Consider the following 19211-nt stretch of genomic DNA (forward strand, 5'->3'; position numbering starts at 1 on the left):
ACGGTCGACGGCGAGGCACCCCGGTGGGTGAGGGTCGTCCTGCTGGCCCTGGCCGGCTGCGCACTCGTGGTGTGGGCGGTGGCCCGCCTGCGCGCCCGGCACCGGCCCACTCCCGCCACCGGTTCCGACACCGGATCCGACACCGGATCGGACACCGCACCCGGTGTGGTGTCCGGCCCGCGACCGGACACCGCACCCACCGCGTCCGGTACTGCGCTGAACGGGTGACCGGAGCAACACGGGCGAGGGCCGATACCCTCTGACCTGTGACCGCCGCAGCCAGCTCGGACGCAGACCTCATCGCGGCACATGCCGCAGGCGACCCGCACGCGTTCTCGGAGTTGGTGAAACGGCACCGAGATCGGATGTGGGCGGTCGCGCTGCGCACGCTGCGCGACCCCGAAGAGGCCGCGGACGCGTTGCAGGAGGCGTTCATCTCCGCCTTCCGGGCCGCCGCCAGCTTCCGGGCCGAGTCGCAGGTGACCACCTGGCTGCACCGAATAGTGGTCAACGCCTGCCTGGACCGGATGCGCCGGCGGCAGACCCGGCCGACCGTGCCGCTGCCCGAGGCCGGGCCCGGGGAGCCGGTCGCCCCCCGCGACGCGATGGCCGAGCGGGAGACCCGGCTGGTGGTCCAGGCGGCGCTCGCGGAGCTGCCGGAGGAGCAACGCGCCCCGATCGTGCTGGTCGACGTCGAGGGGTACTCGGTGGCCGAGACGGCCCAGCTCCTGGGGATCGCGGAGGGCACCGTGAAGTCGCGGTGCGCCCGCGGCCGGGCGAAGCTGGCCAAAGTTCTGGGGCACCTCCGGAACCAGAGTGCAGATGCGAACGTCCCAGTGACCGATGTGCAGGTGCAACAGGGACGTCAGTTGGAGGAACGATGACCGGCAATGTGCGGCGCTCCGGGCCGCCGTGGTCCGTCGACCTGCTGGCCGATCTGCACGCCGGGGTGCTCGACCCGGGTAGCGAAGCCGAACTGCGGTCGGCGGTGGCCCGGGACCCCGAGGCCCAAGCCGTGCTGGACGCGCTCGACGCCACGCTGGAGGACCTGCGCGGCCTGCCGCCGATCCCGATGCCGAGGCACGTGGCCGACCGGATCGACGCCGCCCTCGCCGACGAGGCCAGGCCCGTCGCGCCGGTGGTCGACCTGGCCGCCAAGCGCCGCAAGAAGCAGGTCGGCTGGGGTGCGGGCCTGCTCGCGGCCGCCGCCGTGGCGGTCGGTGTCGTGGTGGTCTCCACCCAGGCCAACAACGCCGCGCCGCCGCCCGGCGACCAGGTGGCGCTGCCCAAGACCCAGCCGAACACGCCCGTCACCAACCCCGGGAACAGCGCTCCGCTCGCGGTCAAGGGCAACGACTTCGGCCCGGTCTTCGGCGACGTGCTCAAGGCGCAGAACTACGGCCCGCTGGAGAACCAGGACAAGCTCGCGGGCTGCCTCAAGGGCGGCGACATCGTCGGCTCGAAGCCGCTCGGCGTCAGCCCGATCACCCTCGACGGCCGGTCCGCGGTGATGGCGATCCTGCCCGGCGGCAAGCCGGGAGCGTTCCAGATCGTGGTGCTCGACCCCGAGACGTGTGGTCCGGACAACCCCGAGGGCGTGCTCGCCAAGAGCAACATAACGCCGTAGTAGTGCACCTCACCACCTGGGCAAGGAATCACGGCACCCTACGATCCGTTGAAGGCAGTGCAGGCCATGCCTGTCACGACTAACGGAGGTCGAGGGTGTCGGAAGTTCGGAACCTGATCGTCGTGGGATCGGGACCCGCCGGGTACACCGCCGCGGTCTACGCGGCGCGCGCGCAGCTCGAACCACTGGTGTTCGAGGGCTCGCAGTACGGCGGCGCCCTGATGACCACGACCGAAGTCGAGAACTACCCCGGCTTCCGGGACGGCATCATGGGCCCCGACCTCATGGAGCAGATGCGCGAGCAGGCCAAGCGCTTCGGCGCGGAGCTGCGCGCCGAGGACGTGGAGTCGGTGGAGCTGGCGGGCGAGGTCAAGTACGTCACCGCCAACGGCACCCGCTACGCGGCCAAGACCGTGGTGCTGGCCATGGGCGCGGCGGCCCGCTACCTGCACGTCCCCGGCGAGCAGGAGCTGCTCGGCCGCGGCGTGTCGGCGTGCGCGACCTGCGACGGCTTCTTCTTCCGCGACCAGGACATCGCCGTGGTCGGCGGCGGCGACTCCGCGATGGAGGAGGCGACGTTCCTGACCCGGTTCGCCCGGTCGGTGACGATCATCCACCGCCGCGAGGAGTTCCGGTCGTCCCGGATCATGCTGGAGCGCGCGCGGAGCAACGAGAAGATCAAGTGGCTGCTCAACGCCGAGGTCGCCGAGGTGCTCGGCGAGGGCACCGTGTCCGGCGTGAAGGTCAAGGACACCCGGACGGGCGAGGTCACCGAGCACCCGTTCACCGGCTTCTTCGTCGCCATCGGCCACGACCCGCGCAGTGAGCTCGTGCGCGGCCAGGTCGACGTGGACGACGCCGGCTACGTCAAGGTCGAGGGCCAGACGACCTACACGAACCTCCCCGGCGTGTTCGCCGCCGGGGACCTGGTGGACCACACCTACCGGCAGGCGATCACCGCCGCCGGTTCGGGCTGCTCCGCCGCGATCGACGCCGAGCGCTGGCTCGCCGAGCACGGCACCCCGGAGGCCGCGCTGGCCGCCGAGCACGTCGGCGGCGGCTACAGCGAGCCCGTCCCCACCAGCTAGACCCCTTCCGGACAGAGGAGAACAACATGGCAGGCGCCACCGTGCCGGTGACGAAGGACACGTTCTTCGAGAACGTGCTCCAGAGCGAGAAGCCGGTCCTGGTCGACTTCTGGGCCACCTGGTGCGGCCCGTGCAAGATGGTCGCCCCGGTGCTGGAGGAGATCGCGGCCGAGCACGCCGAGAAGATCACCGTGGCGAAGCTCGACATCGACGCCAACCCGTCGATCGCGCGGGACTACCAGATCATGTCGGTGCCGACCATGATCCTGTTCCAGGGCGGCAAGCCGGTGAAGCAGATCGTGGGCGCGAAGCCGAAGGCGGCGCTGCTCAACGACCTGTCCGACGTTCTCGCCTGAGTGCAACCCGGAGCGTGACCCGTCCGTCCAACGAAGGACGGACGGGTCACGCTTTTTCGTGCGGGTAACCACTCCCCGTAGCCCAACGTGGGTCATCCGTTCAGGCAAGGCACAATGAGGCGTCAACCGGCGCGTCGACGGACGTCGGCGCCATAGTGAACGAGGGGTACATGCCGCTACTCCGCCGCGGGGATTTCGGTCCGGACGTCGCCGAGGTCAGGGCCACGCTGACCGGGCTCGGGTTGCTGTCCGATCCGCAGCCGTCGCAGGTGTTCGACCTCCCGGTCGAGCACGCCGTGCGCGCGTTCCAGCAGCGGCGGGGTCTCATCACCGACGGCATCGTCGGCCCGGCCACGTACCGCGCGCTGCGCGACGCCACGTTCCGCCTGGGCGACCGCCCACTGGCGTTCCTGATGTCCCAGCCGGTCACCGGTGACGACGTGTTCGCGCTCCAGGAGCGCCTGCTGGAGCTGGGGTACGACGCCGGGCGCGCGAACGGCGAGTTCGGCCAGCAGACCGAGCAGGCCCTGCGGAGCTTCCAGCGGGACTACGGGCTCATCAGCGACGGGATGTGCGGTCCCGACACGGTGCGGGCGCTGCGCCAGCTCCAGCCCAAGGTGCGCGGCGGCAGACCGGTGTTCCTGCGCGAGCAGGAGCGGGTCCGCAAGGCCGGCCCGAGGCTGTCGGGCAAGCGGATCATCATCGACCCGGGCCACGGCGGACCGGACCGCGGTGTCGTGGTCGACGGCGTGTCCGAGGCCGACGTGATGCTCGACCTGGCCAGGCTGCTGGAAGGCAAGATGGCCGCGACCGGCATGGAGGCCCTGCTCACCCGGGGCCCCAACAACTGCCCGGACGAGGGCCAGCGGGCGAAGTTCGCCAACGAGGCCGGCGCCGACCTGATCCTGTCGCTGCACAGCGACGCGAACCCGTCCACGGTGGCCGCGGGCGTGGCGAGCTTCCACTTCGGGACCGGCAACGGCACGTCGTCCACGGTCGGCGAGGCCCTGGCGGGCTTCATCCAGCGCGAGATCGTGGCCCGGACGGGCATGCACGACTGCCGGACGCACCCGAAGACGTGGGACATGCTGCGGATGACGAGGTGCACGGCGGTGCGCGTTGAAGTCGGCTACCTGACCAACCCGGAAGACCGGGCGAGGCTCGCGAACCCGTCGTTCCGGGACGTGGTGGCCGAGGGCATCCTGGTCGCCGTGAAGCGGCTGTACCTGCTGGGCAAGGACGACCAGCCGACCGGCACGTTCACCCTGGACGACCTGATGCGCCACGAGTTGACCACCGGGCAAGCCCGCTGACCACCCGATCCGTTGGGGTGGATTCCCCCTCTGATCAGGCATAACGCGCTGGTGGACCCACTAGCGTCGACCGCCATGGCAACGGAACGCACCACCACCGTCCGCAGTCGTGAGCTGGGTGCGGAACTCCGCGACGCCCGCACCCGGGTCGAGTTGAGGGCGGACAAGCTGTCGAAGTCGCTGGGCTGGTCGGCGAGCAAGGTCAGCAGGCTCGAACACGGCCAACGAGGAGCCAGCGACTTCGACCTCGGCGCCCTCCTCGGCCGCCTGGAAGTAGACGCCGCCAGCCGCACCCGCATCCACAAGCTGATCGGGGAGCAGGACCTCGGGTACTTCCTCCGCGCGCACGACGGGCGGATAGCGGACAGCCTGACCTGCTTGATCATCCACGAGCGGGCGGCGCTCACCATGTCCAAGTACGAGCCGATGCTGGTGCCCGGCCTCCTCCAGACCGAGTCCTACGCCCGCACCATCCTCGAAATGAACCAGCACCCGCCGGAGGTCGTCCGGGAGCAGGTGCCGGCGCGGCTCACCCGCCAGTCGGTGCTGACCGGTCCGGACGCCCCCGCCGCCGAGTTCTTCATCCACGAGAACTGCCTGCGCGACCGGATCGGCACCAACCAGGTCATGCACGACCAGGTGATGCGGCTGTACTTCATGTGCAACTGGACGAGGCTCGCGCTCCGCGTGATCCCGCTGTCCGCAGGCGGCCACCCGGCGCTGTCCCACTCGTTCAACCTGATGACCTTCAAGCCGCCGGTGGGCCCGGTGGCGTACTGCGAGACTGACGTCGCCACGGTGTTCGTCGAAGAACCGACGGCGGTCAAGACCTACCAGCGCAAGCAGCAGGTCCTCGCCGGGCTGGCGCTCGATGCGGAACAATCACGGTCGGTGTTCGCCCGGTGGGCGGACTTCTACGACCGTCGAGAGGACCGCGATGCCGAGGGCGCTGGCTTGGCGTAAGAGCAGCTACAGCGGTGGCGCGAACACCGACTGCGTGGAGATCGCCTCCACGGGGTCCCGCATGGCCGTCCGCGACTCCAAGAACCCCACCGGTCCGGTGATCGCTTTCCCCGTGGTCAAGTGGCAGGCGTTCGTGGCCGCCCGACGCGCCTGACAGCGTCCAAGCAGTCGACAACTGGCCGTTCTCGTCCATACTTGACGAGAATGAGCCTCTGACTGCGCTCGTGATGGAGAGGACCGCCGTGCTGATCCGGTTCGAGGTGGCGAACTTCCGCTCGATCCTGGACCCGGTCGAACTCTCCATGGTCGCCGTCGACCGCGACCGCCCGGAAGCACGCCCGGTGTCGAACCTCGGCGAGAGCCTGCTCCCGGTGGCCGCGATCTTCGGCCCCAACGCCTCGGGCAAGTCCAACGTCATCGCCGCGCTGCACTGGCTCACGACCGCCGTCGCTGACTCACTGCGGTTCTGGGACGACGGCATTCCGGTCGAGCCCTTCGCCTTCGCCGACGGCCCCGAACGCACGTCCGAGTTCACCATCGAGTTGGTCATCTCCGGGGTCCGGTTCGAGTACGTGGTCGAGATCGACCGTGAACGGGTGCACTACGAGGGCCTGTTCCACTACCCGGAGAAGAAGCGCAGACGGATCTTCGAGCGCGTGGGAGACGAACTCAAGCTCCAACGCGGCCTCGGGGCCTTGTCCGGAACGCGTGAGCTCCTGACGCCTCGCACGCTGGCGCTCTCCATCGCCCGCAGATTCGACGAATCACCGGTATATGACTTCGTTGTCGCGCTGCTCGGTATCCAGGCCCGTGGACTCCGACGACATGACCGACGATTCGTCGCGCGCGGGCACCATCCGACCTCCTTGTGGTTCGACGGGGAGTCCACCTCTGATGAGGACCGCACACAGGCTCTGGCCATGCTGCGAATGGCCGACCTGGGTATCGATGACGTGGTGATCGAAACCTCGGTCCACCGGCCGTTCCCTGACAGCGGGAGGGGCACCGCCACGGTCCGACAGCAGACTCGGCTGGTGCACCGCACCCGACACGGGAGTTTGCCGTTCGAACTGCACGACGAGTCCGAAGGCACCCGAACCTGGTACAGCCTCATCGGCCCTGTCCTGACGACCCTCCGCCACGGCTCGCTGCTGCTGTTCGATGAGCTGGACGCGAGCCTGCACCCCACCCTCTCCGCTCAGCTCATCGACCTCTTCCACGACCCGGCGACCAACCCGAAGGGCGCGCAGTTGGTCTTCACCTCGCACGACACCAGCCTGCTCAACCACCTGAACCGCGACGAGGTGTGGCTGACCGAGAAGTCCACCACCGGCGCTACCAGGCTGGGGGCGCTGGCCGAGTTCGCCGGTGAGCGCGTCCGCAAGTCACAGAACCTCGAAACCGCCTACCTGCACGGACGCTTCGGCGCGCTGCCGGACGTCGACCGCACCGAGGTGCTCCGCGCACTGGGACTGATCGGCTGACCATGAGCCCCAGGAGGACCGGCGGCAAGGACCTGCGCCGCAAGATCGCCACCCGCCCGGAACGCAAGACCATCGTCGTCTTCTGCGAGGGCATCGCGTCCGAGCCCGACTACATCAACGGCCTCAAGCGCTTGTCCGAGGTCAAGGGCAACACGGCGATCAACGTCGAGATCGACCCCGACTCCGGGGTGCCGCTCACACTGGTGAACCTGGCCATCGCACGGTCCGCCGACAGAGAAGTCGACGAGTGCTGGTGCGTCTTCGACGTCGAGTGGCCCCAGCACCACCCCAACCTCCGCCAGGCGATCAGCTTGGCGCGGGAGCACGGCATTCGGCTGGCGATCTCCAACCCGTGCTTCGAACTGTGGCTGGCCCTGCACTTCCAGGACTGCACGGCCCACCAGAACACCGACGTCGCCGAGCGGCACAGCCGGAGGCTCGACGGCCGCAGCGGCAAGCGGATCGACGCCGCCAAGTACATGCCGCTGCGCGGAAAGGCTGCCGAACGGGCTGCGGCCCTGGCTCAACGCCATGAGCGCGACGAGACCGAATGCCCGCACGACAACCCGTCTTCCGGCATGTACGAGCTGCTGGCGGCGATCGAGCCCAAGGCTCAGACGAGCACCACGAACAGGTAGAGGCCGACCACCACGGCGCACACCAGGACGTGCGGGATCGGGCGTTTGGCCAGGATCGCGACGAACTCGCGCAGGAAGGCGCTCGGCCAGAAGTACGAGGCCGTTCGTGAGCCGATGACCTCGGTCTTCATCCGCAGGCGGCGGGCGAGCACGGCCGTCCGGAACACGTGGTAGTTGTTCGTGACCGCCACGGTCCGGCCGGTGTGCCCGCGTTCGTCCAACAACGCCCTGCTGTACTTCAGGTTCTCCTCGGTCGTGGTGGCCCGGTCCTCCAGCACGATCACGTCGTCGGGCACGCCGCGCCCGATCAGGTAGCCGCGCATCGCCGCCGCCTCCGACGTGTCCTCGTCCGCGCCCTGGCCACCCGACACGACGATCACCGGCGCGTGGCCGGCCGCCACCTCGCGGCGGTAGAGCTTCGTCGCGCGGTCCAGGCGGCCGGCCAGCAGGGGTGGTACCCGGTCGCCTACCAGGCCCGCGCCGAGCACGATCACGGCGGCGAAGCCCGTGCGCCGGCCGGTCTTGCCGTAGATGATCGAGTACAGCAGCAGGCTGACGAACAGGAACGCCACGTACGCCGCGACCAGCACCAACGACCCCACGACGGCGTGCACCCAGGTCCGGCCGGAGGTCAGGGCGAACACGAACACCGCCCCCAGTGCGATGATCGCCAGGCCGGTGAGCAGCGACAGCAGGTTACCCAGCGACCGGCCTTCGCGCCGCAGCATCATCACGCCGTTGATGATCAGCGCGATCGGCAGGACCAGCACGGCACCGATCACGGCCACCGCGACCGCATAGCCGAGGGCGGAGTCGAGCCACTCCGGCAGGTCGTCGCGCGAGACCAGCCACAGGAAGCCGAACACCAGGGTCAGCCCGAGCCACACCGCGTTCGCCACCCGACGGCGGTCGCGACGCACGCCGAGGACGAAGAACACGGCCGTCATCACGGCGAGGATCGCGTACAGCACGCGGTCAAGGTAATCGGATCACCGCGCGCCTGTCGCAGGCGTTACCCGACCGGCACCTCCCACGGCGCGGTGGGCAGCGCGCTGCCGGTCTCCAGGAACGACTTCAGGTTGGACAGCACCGCCGGCCAGCCCTGGGAGATCTCGGAGAACGCCGTCTCGTCGGCCAGGCCGACGTGGGTCACGGTGAGCCGGACGACGCCGTCGTGGGACTTGATGGCGTAGGTGACGGTGGAGACGTCGCCCCCGCCCTCCGGGAAGCGCCACGTGGTCACCAGGCGGTGCGGCGGCTCGCTGGTCACGACCTCGCCCACCACGTCGGCGATCCCGGAACCGTCGGCGCGGCGGTGCTCCCAGGTCGAGCCCTCCTGCCAGTCGGACACGTTGGAGTGGGCCCAGTAGGCGGCGGTGAGGTCGGCGTCGGTGAGCGCCTCCCAGACCTTCTCCGGCGTGCTCTGGATGTAGGTCACGTACACGAATTCGGGCTTCATCGAGGCCTCCGCCTGTCGTTTGATCTCACTCAGCACCCGCAGCCGCGGTTGCTCGAACCGGTCGATCCACCGTTGCTGGATGTCGTGCAGCGGCACCGGGTTGAGGTAGTGCAACTTCTCCCGGCCGCGGCGGACGGTGGTGATCAGGTTCGCGGCCTCCAGCACGCCCAGGTGCTGCGTCACGGACTGCCGGGCCATGCCCAGCCGCGCGCACAGCTCACCGAGCGTCTGCCCGTTCTCCTCGCGCAACCGGTCGAGCAGGTAGCGACGGGTCTCGTCGGCCAGCGCCTTGAACACCTTGTCCACACCGGAACGTTATGCAGGCAAACACCTGCATGTCAACCGCAAGGACACAAAGCCCAGGTCAGAGCACAGGTGATCAGGCGATCAACGGACACACCGGGGGCGTTCAGCCACACTTGTCCACAACGACCAAGCCGGGAGTGCGCTCACGCCGCCGGGGTCGCGGCGCGCGATGGACGGCCGTCCGGCACGACGAAAGGCACCGAGCCGGGGTCAAACGAGCCGGGGTCGGACGCGGGGGTCGGACGCGGGCGGTCAGACGGGGCGGAAGCTCGGTTCGGCGGTCGCTGTCGACACGCTCACGCTGCTGAGCAGGCGCTCCAGCGCCGCCTCGACGTCTTCCTTCCAGGAGGACGCGCTGCGCAGTTCCAGCCGCAGCCGCGGCCACTTGGGGTGCGGGCGGACGGTCTTGAAGCCCACCTGGAGCAGGAAGTCGGCCGGGGTCACGCACGACCGCTCGCCGTCGGTGGGCTGGTTGTCGCCGAAGGCCTCGATCGCCTTCACGCCGCGCCGGGTCAGGTCCTTCGCCACGGTCTGCACCAGTACCCGGCCGAGCCCGCCACCGCGGAACTCCGGCAGCACCTCCAGCCCGGTCATCAGCACCGCGTCGGGGCTGGCGGGGGAGGTGGGGAAGGCCAACGAGCGGGGCACGGCCGCCGGCGGCGCGTAGAACACCGAGCCCGCCGGGATGCCGTCGAGGGAGATGATCCGGCCGCACGAACCCCATTCGAGCAGGACGCTGGAGACCCAGGCCTCCTTCTCGAACTCCGTGTCGCCGTACTCCTCGGCCTGATCCTTGAGGTGCGGCGCCAGTTCCCAGAACACGCACGTCCGGCTGTGCTTGGAGAGGTGCTCCAGGTTGTCCAGAGTGACGCCCACAACGCGTCGCGACACCCCGACCTCCCAAGCCCCCGATTACTACCCTCAAGAAGGATAGGCGGATGTGACCCCGGTCTGGAAGACGGATGCCCCGAACGGGACGGCGGTTACACTCAGCCGGGAACAAACCCGTCGGTAACCACTACTGCGTCGGAGTTCCCCGTGAACCTACCCGGACAGCCCGCCAAGCAGGGCGCCAGAAGCCTCGACCCCCACCTGCGCCGGTACGCGGCGCGCACGGCGGGGATGACGGCATCGGAGATCCGGGCGCTGTTCGCGGTGGCGAGCCGACCCGAGGTGGTGTCCCTGGCGGGGGGGATGCCCCACCTCGCGGCACTTCCGCTCGACTCCCTCTCGGTCGAGATCGGCGACCTGATCGCGCAGGACGGCCTCGTCGCGCTCCAGTACGGCTCCGCGCACGGCGTGCCCGAGCTGCGCGAGCAGATCTGCGACGTGATGGCGCTGGAGGGCATCAACGGCCACCCGGACGACGTCGTGGTCACCGTCGGTTCCCAGATGGGCCTCGACATGGTCACCCGCATCTTCTGCGACCCCGGCGACGTCGTGCTGGCCGAGGGGCCCTCCTACGTGGGCGCGCTCGGCTCGTTCTCCGCCTACCAGGCTCAGGTCGTGCACGTGGCGATGGACGCGGACGGCCTGGTGCCCGCCGCGCTCCAGGAGGCCGTCCTGGCGGTCGAGAAGGCCGGTCAGCGGGTCAAGTTCCTCTACACGATCCCGAACTTCCACAACCCGGCCGGCGTGACGCTGGCCGTGCGGCGGCGGGCCGAGGTGCTGGAGATCTGCCGCCGGCACGGCATCCTCGTGGTCGAGGACAACCCGTACGGGCTGCTCGGCTTCGACGGCACCACCTACCCCGCGCTGCGGTCCACCGACCCGGACAACGTGGTCTACCTCGGGTCGTTCTCCAAGACGTTCGCGGCCGGGCTGCGGGTGGGCTGGGTGCTCGCGCCGCACGCCGTGCGCGAGAAGCTCGTTTTGGCCGCCGAGTCGGCCACGCTGTGCCCGCCGACCCTCAACCAGCTGATCGTGTCGCGCTACCTGTCGACGCACGACTGGAAGGGTCAGATCAAGACCTACCGCGAGGCGTACCGGGAACGCCGGGACGCGGCCATCTCGGCGCTGGAGCAGCACATGCCGGTTGGTTCCACGTGGAACAAGCCGAACGGCGGGTTCTACGTGTGGCTGACCGTCCCGGAGGGCGTGGACACCAAGGCGATGCTGCCGCGCGCGATCACGCAGCGCGTGGCGTACGCGTCCGGCACCGGCTTCTACGCGGACGGGCTGGGCAGCCGCCAGTTGCGCATCTCGTACTGCTACCCGACGCCGGAGCGGATCCGCGAGGGCGTGCGCCGGCTCGCGAACGTGATCAAGGACGAGATGGAGCTGCACGAGACGTTCGGTCCGACGACCGCGCGTGCCATCTCCGGGCCGCAGAACCCGTCGCCCGACACCGCCTGAGCCTCCAGACAACCGCCTGAGCCTCTGACACCGCCGAGTGCGGCCACACCCGGGATCGGCGTGGCCGCGCTCGACCCAGCCCGGCACCCGCCGGGCTCCACACCGCAGGAGAAGAACGTTGTCTGACCGTTGGGTAGCCGTGCTGTCCGGTGGTCTGTCGCACGAGCGCGAGGTGAGCCTGCGATCCGGTCGCCGGCTCTCCGCCGCGCTGCGTTCGGTGGGCCTGGTCGTGGAGGAGTGGGACGCCGACGCCCAGCTCCTGACCCGGTTGCGCGACCACCGGCCCGATGCCGTCGTCGTCGCCCTGCACGGCGGCGAGGGCGAGAACGGGTCGGTGCAGACGATCCTCGAACTGGTCGGGGTGCCGTTCGTCGGCACGGACTCGCGGGCGTGCCGCCGGGCGTGGGACAAGCCGACCGCCAAGGGCGAGATCGCGCGCGCCGGGTTGGCCACGCCGGAGTGGGCGGTCCTGCCGCACGCGACGTTCCGCGAACTCGGCGCCAAGCCGGTGCTGGACGCGATGGTCGAGCAGTTCGGTCTTCCGCTGATGCTCAAGCCGGACCAGGGCGGGTCGGCACTCGGCGCCCAGGTGGTGCGCGAGGCGGCGGACCTGCCGGCCGCGATGGTCGGCTGCCTGGCGTACGGCGACACCGTGCTGGCCGAGCGGTACGTGGCAGGCGTCGAGGTGGCCGTGACGGTCGTGGACGGGCCGGACGGTCCCTACGCCCTGCCGCCGGTCGAGATCGTGCCGGAGAACGGCATCTACGACTACACCGCCCGGTACACCGCCGGCCTCACCGATTTCCACGCGCCGGCGCGGCTGGACGAGAAGGCGGCGCAGGCGGTCGGCGAACTCGCCGTGGCCGCGCACCGGCTGCTCGGTCTGCGCGACGTGTCGCGGACGGACGCGGTCGTCGCGGCGGACGGCACGGTCCACTTCCTCGAAGTGAACGTCTCGCCCGGACTGACCGAGACCTCGCTGCTGCCGATGGCGGTCGAGGCGGCTGGCGCGTCACTGGGGGAGATCTACGCGGGGCTCATCGAGCGCGCTGTTTCACGTTGAACATTGCTTAGCAGTAAGGTGACGGCCCGTATCCAACTGGATGCGGGCCGTCATCGTCACCGTGACATAAGTCCCGTGGGTGATCACACGTCCGACGAACGTGTCCGATTTGTCGCTTCTGGCGACATGAGTTCGATGATCCGTTCAAGATCGTCAACGGACCCGAATTCGACCACGATCCGGCCCTTCCGCTGACCCAGCTCGACCTTCACCCGGGTGTCGAAGTTGTCCGACAGCCGCTCCGCGAGCTCCTGCAACCCCGGCGCCTGGATCGGCTTGCGCCGGACCTGCTTCGCCTTCGCAGGCTCCGCCGACTTCGCCAGCGTCACCGCTTCCTCGGTCGCGCGGACCGACATGCCCTCGGCCACGATCCGAGTCGCCAGCTCCTCCTGGACGCCCGGGTCCTCCAAGCCGAGCAACGCCCGCGCGTGACCGGCCGACAGCACGCCCGCCGCCACCCGCCGCTGCACGGGGAGGGGGAGCTTCAGCAGCCGGATCGTGTTGGTCACGACCGGGCGGCTGCGGCCGATCCGGTCGGCCAGCTCCTCGTGCGTGACGCCGAACTCCTCCAGCAACTGCTGGTACGCCGCCGCCTCTTCCAACGGGTTGAGCTGCACCCGGTGGATGTTCTCCAGCAGCGCATCCCGCAGCATCACGTCGTCGGCGGTGTGCCGGACGATCGCCGGGATCGTCTTCAGGCCGGCCAGCTGGGTGGCGCGCCAGCGGCGCTCACCCATCACCAGTTCGTACGTGTCCGCCCCGGTCGCCCGCACCACGATCGGCTGCATCAGGCCGAACTCGCGGATGGAGTGCTCCAGCTCGCGGAGCGCCTCCTCGTCGAACACCTGCCGCGGCTGCTTCGGGTTCGTGCGGATCGACGTGACCGACAGCTCCTGGTACACCGCGCCGGCGACCTCACCCGAGGGCGAGGCGTCGGCGGGGGAGGGCGCAGGGGTGGTGCCGTTCCCGTTCGGGACGGCCCTGGCCGGTGTCGGCGCACCAACCGGTGGACCGCTCGGGATCAGGGCCGCGAGACCGCGACCCAGTCCACCCTTGCGCTGCTCCGTCATGCCGACCCCATCTCCGCGCCGTATTCGGCGATCTCGCGTGCCGCGTCCAGGTAGCTCATCGCGCCCCGCGAACCGGGGTCGTAGGTGAGCACCGTCTGACCGAACCCTGGTGCTTCCGACACCTTCACGCTGCGCGGAATCACCGTCCTGAGGACCGTATCGCCGAAGTGCCCGCGAACCTCGCTGGTGACCTGGTCGGCGAGTTTCGTCCTCCCGTCGTACATCGTCAGCAGAATTGTGCTGACCAGCAGCGTCGGGTTGAGGTGCGCCTGGACGAGCTCGATGTTCCGCAGGAGCTGCCCCAGACCCTCCAGCGCGTAGTACTCGCACTGGATCGGGATCAGGACTTCCTGCGCCGCCACCATCGCGTTGACGGTGAGCAGGCCCAGCGACGGCGGGCAGTCGATGAACACGTAGTCCGGCCGGATCGGGTCCAGCGCCTCGGGGCTCAGCGCCTCCTTGAGGCGCGACTCGCGGGCCACCATCGAGACGAGTTCGATCTCCGCGCCCGCCAGGTCGATCGTGGCGGGCACGCAGTAGAGGTTGGGGGACGTCGGGCTGACCTGAGCGGCCTCGGCGACGGACATCTCACCGATCAGCACCTCGTACACGGAAGGGGTGCCGGACCGGTGCTCGACGGCCAGCGCCGTGCTCGCGTTGCCCTGCGGGTCGAGGTCGATCACCAAGACCTTCAGGCCGTGGATCGCGAGGGCGGCGGCCACGTTGACCGTGCTGGTCGTCTTGCCCACGCCGCCCTTCTGGTTCGCGACGGTGAGGACGCGGCGGCGGGCGGGGCGGGGGAGTTGGAGGGAGTCGGGGTGCAGAACACGGGTAGCGCGCGCTGCTTCCTCCGCGATCGGGGTCCACACGGTGCTGTCTCCTGCGTTGTCGTCCGAGCCGTGGGCAGTCGGTCCGCTGACACTCGGGGCGGTGTCCGGGCGGAGTACTTCCCCCGCACCTACCGCACCCGCGGCTTCGGTTTCACGTGAAACACCGGCCGCTTGGAACACCGGTTGCAGGGGGTCGGGGTACACGGTCACCGATCCTTCCTCTTACGACGCGAGCCGTCACGGCGGCTCGCCTGCTCGTCGCGCTCCATCAGCACGACGGTCGTCGGCAGTTCGAGTACATCGCCACCGCAGACAACGACCCGGGGCCGGATCCCACCGGCCCGGCGCACCGCCTCGGCGTCGCGTTCCAGTTCCTCTGCGGCGCTCTCGCCCTTGAGCGCGACGAGTTGGCCGCCCGGCCGCACCAGCGGGAGGCACCACTGGGTGAGCCGTTCCAGCGGAGCCACGGCGCGGGCCGTCACGACATCGCTGCCGGCCAGCCGTTCCCGCACCGCCGCCTCCTCGGCTCGCCCGCGGAGGACCACGGTCTTCAGCCCCAGCGCATCGACCACTTCGGTCAGCCACGCCACCCGACGCGCCATGGGCTCCAGCAGCGTGAGGTCGAGGTCGGGGCGGGCGATCGCCAGGGGGATCCCCGGCAAGCCCGCGCCCGAGCCTACGTCCACCACCCGGCACCCTTCGGGAAGCAACTCCGCGACGACCGCCGAATTGAGGATGTGCCGTTCCCAGAGGCGGTCGACCTCGCGCGGGCCGATGAGCCCGCGCTCGAACCCGTGCTCCACGAGCAGGTTCCAGAAGGCAACCGCCTGGGGGTAGTGGTCGCCAAAAACCCGCTTCGCGCGGTCCTCCAGAGCTACGGCCATGTCTCCGTCGTTTCACGTGAAACCACACGGCGGTACTGAGCCGGTGGGTTGATGGGGGGCGTCCACGGGGGCGGTGAGTGCCCTCAGATGTGCCGACGCCCACTATGACGGATCACCCCGCCGACACGCCAAACCGACGTGATCAGAACGACGAGGTTTCACGTGAAACGGGGGAGAAGCTAGCCCAGACCGGTCGGCCGCCCGTTCGCCGGCCGGTTCCGGTACAACTCCAGCCCGGCGTCCACCGACTCGACGTGGTCGAGAGCGGGCACGTCGGCGAGCGGCACCCAGGCCGCCCGGTCCGTCGAACCACCGACCTCGAACGTCAACTCGCCGCCGACCACCTTCGCCTCGTACAGGACTCGGAGCCGGTGGTAGTCCAGATCGTCGCCGTCGAGGTTGAGCGGACCGCGCGCGCTCTGGATGCCGAGCAGCCGTTGAACCTCGGCCCGGTACCCGGTCTCCTCGAACACCTCACGGATCACGGCGTCGTACGGATCCTCCCCGTGGTCGATCCCGCCGCCGGGCAGGATCCACCGCGGGCGCTCCGGCCCCAGCCACCGGGAGAGCAAGATGCGGTCGTCATCGACGATCACTGCGTAGGCCGCAACCCGGAGCTTCCGGATGATCTCAGTCATCCTCGGACCGTTTCACGTGAAACTCGGCGATGGGAAGTGTTTGGGTGAACCAGCCCCCGCAGTTCTAGGACGACCCAGGCCGACACGTTCGACGACGAGCCGGATCACGGACTGCGCGCGCATAGCCGCTCGCGCCGCCCGGCCCGGCCCGGTTCGGTTCGGTCCGGCTCGGCATGGCCAGCAGCGGACAGGTCTGGGCACAAAGAAAGCGGCCCCCGGTTTCACGTGAAACCGGGGGCCGCTCCGCACTCCGTGCTCAGGGCTTGGGCAGCACCACGACTCGGCGCTGCGGCTCCTCGCCCTCGCTCTCGCTGTGCACGCCCGCCACCGTCGCGACGGCGTCGTGCACGACCTTGCGCTCGAACGGGGTCATCGGGTGCAGCCGCACCTTCTCCCCGCTCGCCACCACCTTCTCGGCGGTCGACTTGCCGAGCTCGGCCAGCTCGGCCCGACGCCCGGCCCGCCACCCCGCGACGTCCAGCATGAGCCGGCTGCGCACGCCGGTCTCCTGCTGGACGGCCAGCCGGGTGAGCTCCTGCAGCGACTCCAGGACCGTGCCGCGCGGACCGACCAGCTTCTCCAGGTCGTCGCCACCGTCGATGCTCACGATGGCCCGACCCGCCTCGACGTCGAGGTCGATGTCACCGTCGTAGTCGAGCAGGTCGAGCAGCCGCTCCAGGTAGTCACCGGCGATGTCGCCCTCCTGGACGAGCAGGTCCTCCGGACTCCCCGACCGCGCCTGCGGGGCCTCGGCCTCGGGCACGTCCACGTCGGTCGCCTGCAACGTCTCCGACACGATGTCTCCTCTCCAGGGTCAACGACGCTTCTTGTTGCCCTGCTTCTTGCCTGGGGAACGGTCTGGGCTCAGACCGGGAATCTCGGTGGACGGCGTGCCGTTCGTGGCGGGCTCTTCGGCTTCGACCACGTCGGACGGCGGCGTGTCCTGCTTCTTCGCGACGGGCTTGGCGCTGCCCGGCTTCGCACCGGCAGCGGGCTTGGCACCGGCCGCGGGCTTCGCGCCGGCGACGGGCCTGGCTCCCGGCTTCGGCTTCACGCCGGGCTTCGGGGCGAGCGCCTGGCGCTGCTGCGTCGCGACTTCCTTCTTCTCGGCTTCCTCGCGGTCGATGCGGTGGTACACGAGGTACTGCTGGGCCAGCGTCCACGCGTTGTTGCTCAGCCAGTAGAGCAGGATCGCGATCGGGAAGAAGAAGCCACCGACCAGGACGCCGAGCGGGAAGATGTAGAGCGTCAGCTTGTTCATGATGGCGGTCTGCGGGTTCTCCGCCGCCACCTGCGTCTGCCGGGCCACCGAGTGCCGCGCGGTGAAGTGCGTGGCGATCGAGGCGACGATCATCAACGGGATCGCGACGAACAGGACCGCGTTGCGGTCGGTCGCGAACTTCTCCAGCTCCTCGGCCGGCATGGTGATGAAGGTCGACAGGTTCGCGCCGAACAGCTTGGCCTCGACGAACGACTTCACGCCGTCGGCGTCGAAGAAGTACACCTCGCCCCAGCCGGGCTTGAACGAGCGCAGCACGTGGAACAGACCGATGAACACCGGGATCTGCACCAGCATCGGCAGGCAGCCGCCGAGCGGGTTGACCCCGTGCTCGGACTGGAGCTTCTGCATCTCCTGCGCTTGGCGCTGCTTGTCGTTCGCGTACTTCTTCTTGATCTTCTGGAGCTCGGGGGCGAACTCCTGCATCTTGCGCATCGAGCGCACCTGGCCGACGAACGGCTTGAACAGCAGCGCGCGCAGCGTGAAGACCAGGAACACCACGGACAGAGCCCACGCGATCCCGCTCGACTCGCCGAAGACGTGGCCGAACACCCAGTGCCAACACCACAGGATGAAGGACACCGGGTAGTAGATGAAGTTGAGCACTAGCTACTCCTCGGCAGGAAGGTCGGGGACCGTGGTTCGCCTCGGCGGAACGGGGTCCAAGCCACCAGGGTGCCAGGGTCCGCAGCGACCCAGCCGGCGGATGGCCAACCAGGAACCGCGCAACGGACCGTGGACGGTCAGCGCCTCCACCGCGTAGGTGCTGCAACTCGGGTGGAAACGGCAGGTCGGGGGCAACGCGGGGGAGATGAACCGCCGGTAGAAGTTGATCGGCAGCAGCAGCACCCGGGTCACGGGGCTCACCCGGTCGGTCATCGCAGCAGCCTGCGCAGCGCGGCGTCGAAGTCGTCGCCCAGCTCGGCGCTGCTCGCCGCGGCGGCCGGCGCGAGCGCGCGCACGACCAGGGACGCGCCGGCGGGCAGCCCGGCCAGCCGGTCCCGCACCACGTGCCGCAGCTTGCGGCTGACCCGGTGCCGGACGACGGAGTTGCCCACGGCCTTGCTCACGACGAAGCCCACCTTGGACTGGTCCAAGGTGGGCTGCGCCGAGGTACGCGGTCGCCCCCCGGTGTCCGCGGAGTCCTGGACTCCCGACATCAGGGCGTGCACGACCAGCCGGGGCCGGCCGGCCCGGCGGCCTCGGCGGACCACCAGGCCGAAGTCCTGGCTGCGGGTCAGCCGATTGGCCGCGGGAAGCACGGCTCTACGGCGATCAGGCGGACAGCTGCTGGCGGCCCTTGCTGCGGCGCGCGGCCAGAATGGCGCGACCGGCACGGGTGCGCATACGCAGCCGGAAGCCGTGCGTCTTCGCGCGGCGGCGGTTGTTGGGCTGGAAAGTGCGCTTACCCTTGCTCACGGTCGGACTCCCGGGTGCTTAACGTCTGTGGTCGTCCCCAGCGGGTCCATGGGCGCGCGCAAAGAGCACGCCTCGCAAGCGGAGACCGCTCCAGGGTACGCAGCCCCGGGTGCGGGACTCAAATCGGGGTCCCCGGTAGGGTGTGCGCGGCCACGGTCGGCGACCCGCCGGGCACGTAAAAGGCTTGCGACGACCTACGTCTTGTGGCATGGCCCGCACCTTGTTAGCGTGCTGCCTTCGCGGGCAGCCGTGGGCCGACGGGACGTCGTGACGCGCACCGCATGGGTGTTCGGCAAGCACCGGGGGGACCGCTGCTACCCGACGCGCGTTCGTGCACAGTTGTGGATAACTCTGTGGATGCCTCTATTCTCCGTGTCCACGTCGTGTCGGCACCCGGGGCCGACCGCAGGGCAGTCACACCGAGGGGAGGGGCGCGGAG

24 protein-coding genes are annotated in these 19211 nt (G+C 69.7%); 12 read left to right on the forward strand and 12 right to left on the reverse strand.

Annotated elements, in window-relative coordinates; translation table 11 throughout:
* Positions 1–27 precede the first annotated feature (27 nt).
* The 10 genes from BN6_RS41310 (at position 28) to BN6_RS41355 (ending at position 7469) form a co-directional block, all read left to right on the forward strand.
* Entirely contained in the window at positions 28–228 is a 201-nt protein-coding gene (locus tag BN6_RS41310; RefSeq protein WP_148303193.1) for a hypothetical protein, read from the forward strand.
* 38 nt (positions 229–266) lie between these two features.
* On the forward strand, positions 267–884 hold the full coding sequence (sigM, locus tag BN6_RS41315) for an RNA polymerase sigma factor SigM (protein WP_015105846.1): 618 nt from the start codon (positions 267–269) through the stop codon (positions 882–884).
* Positions 881–1627 carry an anti-sigma factor family protein gene (locus tag BN6_RS41320; RefSeq protein WP_015105847.1) on the forward strand — a complete coding sequence of 249 codons (747 nt, stop codon included), beginning with the start codon at positions 881–883 and terminating at the stop codon, positions 1625–1627. Before sigM ends, BN6_RS41320 begins: the two co-directional genes overlap by 4 nt.
* 95 nt (positions 1628–1722) lie before the next feature.
* Positions 1723–2715: a thioredoxin-disulfide reductase gene (gene trxB, locus BN6_RS41325; RefSeq protein WP_015105848.1), complete on the forward strand. Its 993-nt coding sequence runs from the start codon at positions 1723–1725 to the stop codon at positions 2713–2715.
* Between the two features lie 26 nt (positions 2716–2741).
* Positions 2742–3071, forward strand: a complete 330-nt coding sequence (gene trxA / locus BN6_RS41330; RefSeq protein ID WP_015105849.1) for a thioredoxin — start codon at positions 2742–2744, stop codon at positions 3069–3071.
* 170 nt (positions 3072–3241) lie between these two features.
* Positions 3242–4384: an N-acetylmuramoyl-L-alanine amidase gene (locus BN6_RS41335; protein ID WP_015105850.1), complete on the forward strand. Its 1143-nt coding sequence runs from the start codon at positions 3242–3244 to the stop codon at positions 4382–4384.
* 75 nt (positions 4385–4459) lie between these two features.
* A complete protein-coding gene (locus BN6_RS41340; RefSeq protein ID WP_015105851.1) occupies positions 4460–5347 on the forward strand; it encodes a helix-turn-helix domain-containing protein in 888 nt (295 codons plus the stop codon).
* The gene (locus BN6_RS41345) at positions 5322–5501 is read left to right on the forward strand and encodes a DUF397 domain-containing protein (RefSeq protein ID WP_015105852.1); all 180 of its coding nucleotides are present in this window, start codon (positions 5322–5324) and stop codon (positions 5499–5501) included. The genes BN6_RS41340 and BN6_RS41345 overlap by 26 nt, the downstream gene beginning before the upstream one ends.
* An 88-nt stretch (positions 5502–5589) precedes the next feature.
* On the forward strand, positions 5590–6831 hold the full coding sequence (locus BN6_RS41350) for an AAA family ATPase (RefSeq protein WP_041319616.1): 1242 nt from the start codon (positions 5590–5592) through the stop codon (positions 6829–6831).
* A 2-nt stretch (positions 6832–6833) separates the two neighbouring features.
* The gene (locus BN6_RS41355) at positions 6834–7469 is read left to right on the forward strand and encodes an RloB family protein (protein WP_015105854.1); all 636 of its coding nucleotides are present in this window, start codon (positions 6834–6836) and stop codon (positions 7467–7469) included.
* Here BN6_RS41355 and BN6_RS41360 read toward each other — a convergent pair.
* The 3 genes from BN6_RS41360 to BN6_RS41370 all read right to left on the reverse strand — a co-directional run bounded on the left by BN6_RS41360 (position 7445) and on the right by BN6_RS41370 (position 10125).
* Positions 7445–8440 carry a YdcF family protein gene (locus tag BN6_RS41360; protein ID WP_015105855.1) on the reverse strand — a complete coding sequence of 332 codons (996 nt, stop codon included), beginning with the start codon at positions 8438–8440 and terminating at the stop codon, positions 7445–7447. The genes BN6_RS41355 and BN6_RS41360 overlap by 25 nt on opposite strands.
* 41 nt (positions 8441–8481) lie before the next feature.
* Entirely contained in the window at positions 8482–9234 is a 753-nt protein-coding gene (locus tag BN6_RS41365) for an ArsR/SmtB family transcription factor (RefSeq protein WP_015105856.1), read from the reverse strand.
* A gap of 252 nt (positions 9235–9486) precedes the next feature.
* The gene (locus BN6_RS41370; protein ID WP_015105857.1) at positions 9487–10125 is read right to left on the reverse strand and encodes a GNAT family N-acetyltransferase; all 639 of its coding nucleotides are present in this window, start codon (positions 10123–10125) and stop codon (positions 9487–9489) included.
* Positions 10126–10272: 147 nt separating this feature from the next.
* Between BN6_RS41370 and BN6_RS41375 the strand changes: the two genes are divergently transcribed.
* Complete coding sequence (locus BN6_RS41375) at positions 10273–11589, forward strand: aminotransferase-like domain-containing protein (RefSeq protein WP_015105858.1); 1317 nt, start codon at positions 10273–10275, stop codon at positions 11587–11589.
* A gap of 118 nt (positions 11590–11707) precedes the next feature.
* Positions 11708–12652 carry a D-alanine--D-alanine ligase family protein gene (locus tag BN6_RS41380; protein ID WP_015105859.1) on the forward strand — a complete coding sequence of 315 codons (945 nt, stop codon included), beginning with the start codon at positions 11708–11710 and terminating at the stop codon, positions 12650–12652.
* An 83-nt stretch (positions 12653–12735) separates the two neighbouring features.
* Here BN6_RS41380 and BN6_RS41385 read toward each other — a convergent pair whose 3' ends face one another.
* The 9 genes from BN6_RS41385 to rpmH all read right to left on the reverse strand — a co-directional run bounded on the left by BN6_RS41385 (position 12736) and on the right by rpmH (position 18772).
* Positions 12736–13722 (reverse strand): ParB/RepB/Spo0J family partition protein, encoded by a 987-nt coding sequence (locus BN6_RS41385; RefSeq protein WP_015105860.1) that lies wholly within the window; start codon positions 13720–13722, stop codon positions 12736–12738.
* Positions 13719–14591, reverse strand: a complete 873-nt coding sequence (locus tag BN6_RS41390; protein WP_041315757.1) for a ParA family protein — start codon at positions 14589–14591, stop codon at positions 13719–13721. The genes BN6_RS41385 and BN6_RS41390 overlap by 4 nt, the downstream gene beginning before the upstream one ends.
* 167 nt (positions 14592–14758) lie before the next feature.
* Positions 14759–15436: a 16S rRNA (guanine(527)-N(7))-methyltransferase RsmG gene (gene rsmG, locus BN6_RS41395; RefSeq protein WP_015105862.1), complete on the reverse strand. Its 678-nt coding sequence runs from the start codon at positions 15434–15436 to the stop codon at positions 14759–14761.
* Between the two features lie 179 nt (positions 15437–15615).
* Complete coding sequence (locus BN6_RS41400; protein WP_015105863.1) at positions 15616–16074, reverse strand: NUDIX hydrolase; 459 nt, start codon at positions 16072–16074, stop codon at positions 15616–15618.
* A 256-nt stretch (positions 16075–16330) separates the two neighbouring features.
* Complete coding sequence (locus BN6_RS41405; RefSeq protein ID WP_015105864.1) at positions 16331–16870, reverse strand: Jag family protein; 540 nt, start codon at positions 16868–16870, stop codon at positions 16331–16333.
* Positions 16871–16888: 18 nt separating this feature from the next.
* Positions 16889–17959 carry a membrane protein insertase YidC gene (yidC, locus tag BN6_RS41410; protein WP_015105865.1) on the reverse strand — a complete coding sequence of 357 codons (1071 nt, stop codon included), beginning with the start codon at positions 17957–17959 and terminating at the stop codon, positions 16889–16891.
* A gap of 3 nt (positions 17960–17962) precedes the next feature.
* On the reverse strand, positions 17963–18232 hold the full coding sequence (gene yidD / locus BN6_RS41415; RefSeq protein WP_015105866.1) for a membrane protein insertion efficiency factor YidD: 270 nt from the start codon (positions 18230–18232) through the stop codon (positions 17963–17965).
* The gene (rnpA, locus tag BN6_RS41420) at positions 18229–18615 is read right to left on the reverse strand and encodes a ribonuclease P protein component (protein WP_041315759.1); all 387 of its coding nucleotides are present in this window, start codon (positions 18613–18615) and stop codon (positions 18229–18231) included. The genes yidD and rnpA overlap by 4 nt, the downstream gene beginning before the upstream one ends.
* A 13-nt stretch (positions 18616–18628) precedes the next feature.
* Complete coding sequence (rpmH, locus tag BN6_RS44700) at positions 18629–18772, reverse strand: 50S ribosomal protein L34 (RefSeq protein ID WP_015105868.1); 144 nt, start codon at positions 18770–18772, stop codon at positions 18629–18631.
* Between the last annotated feature and the right edge of the window lie 439 nt (positions 18773–19211).

The organism is Saccharothrix espanaensis DSM 44229 (assembly GCF_000328705.1).
GTDB classification, from domain to species: Bacteria; Actinomycetota; Actinomycetes; order Mycobacteriales; family Pseudonocardiaceae; genus Actinosynnema; species Actinosynnema espanaense.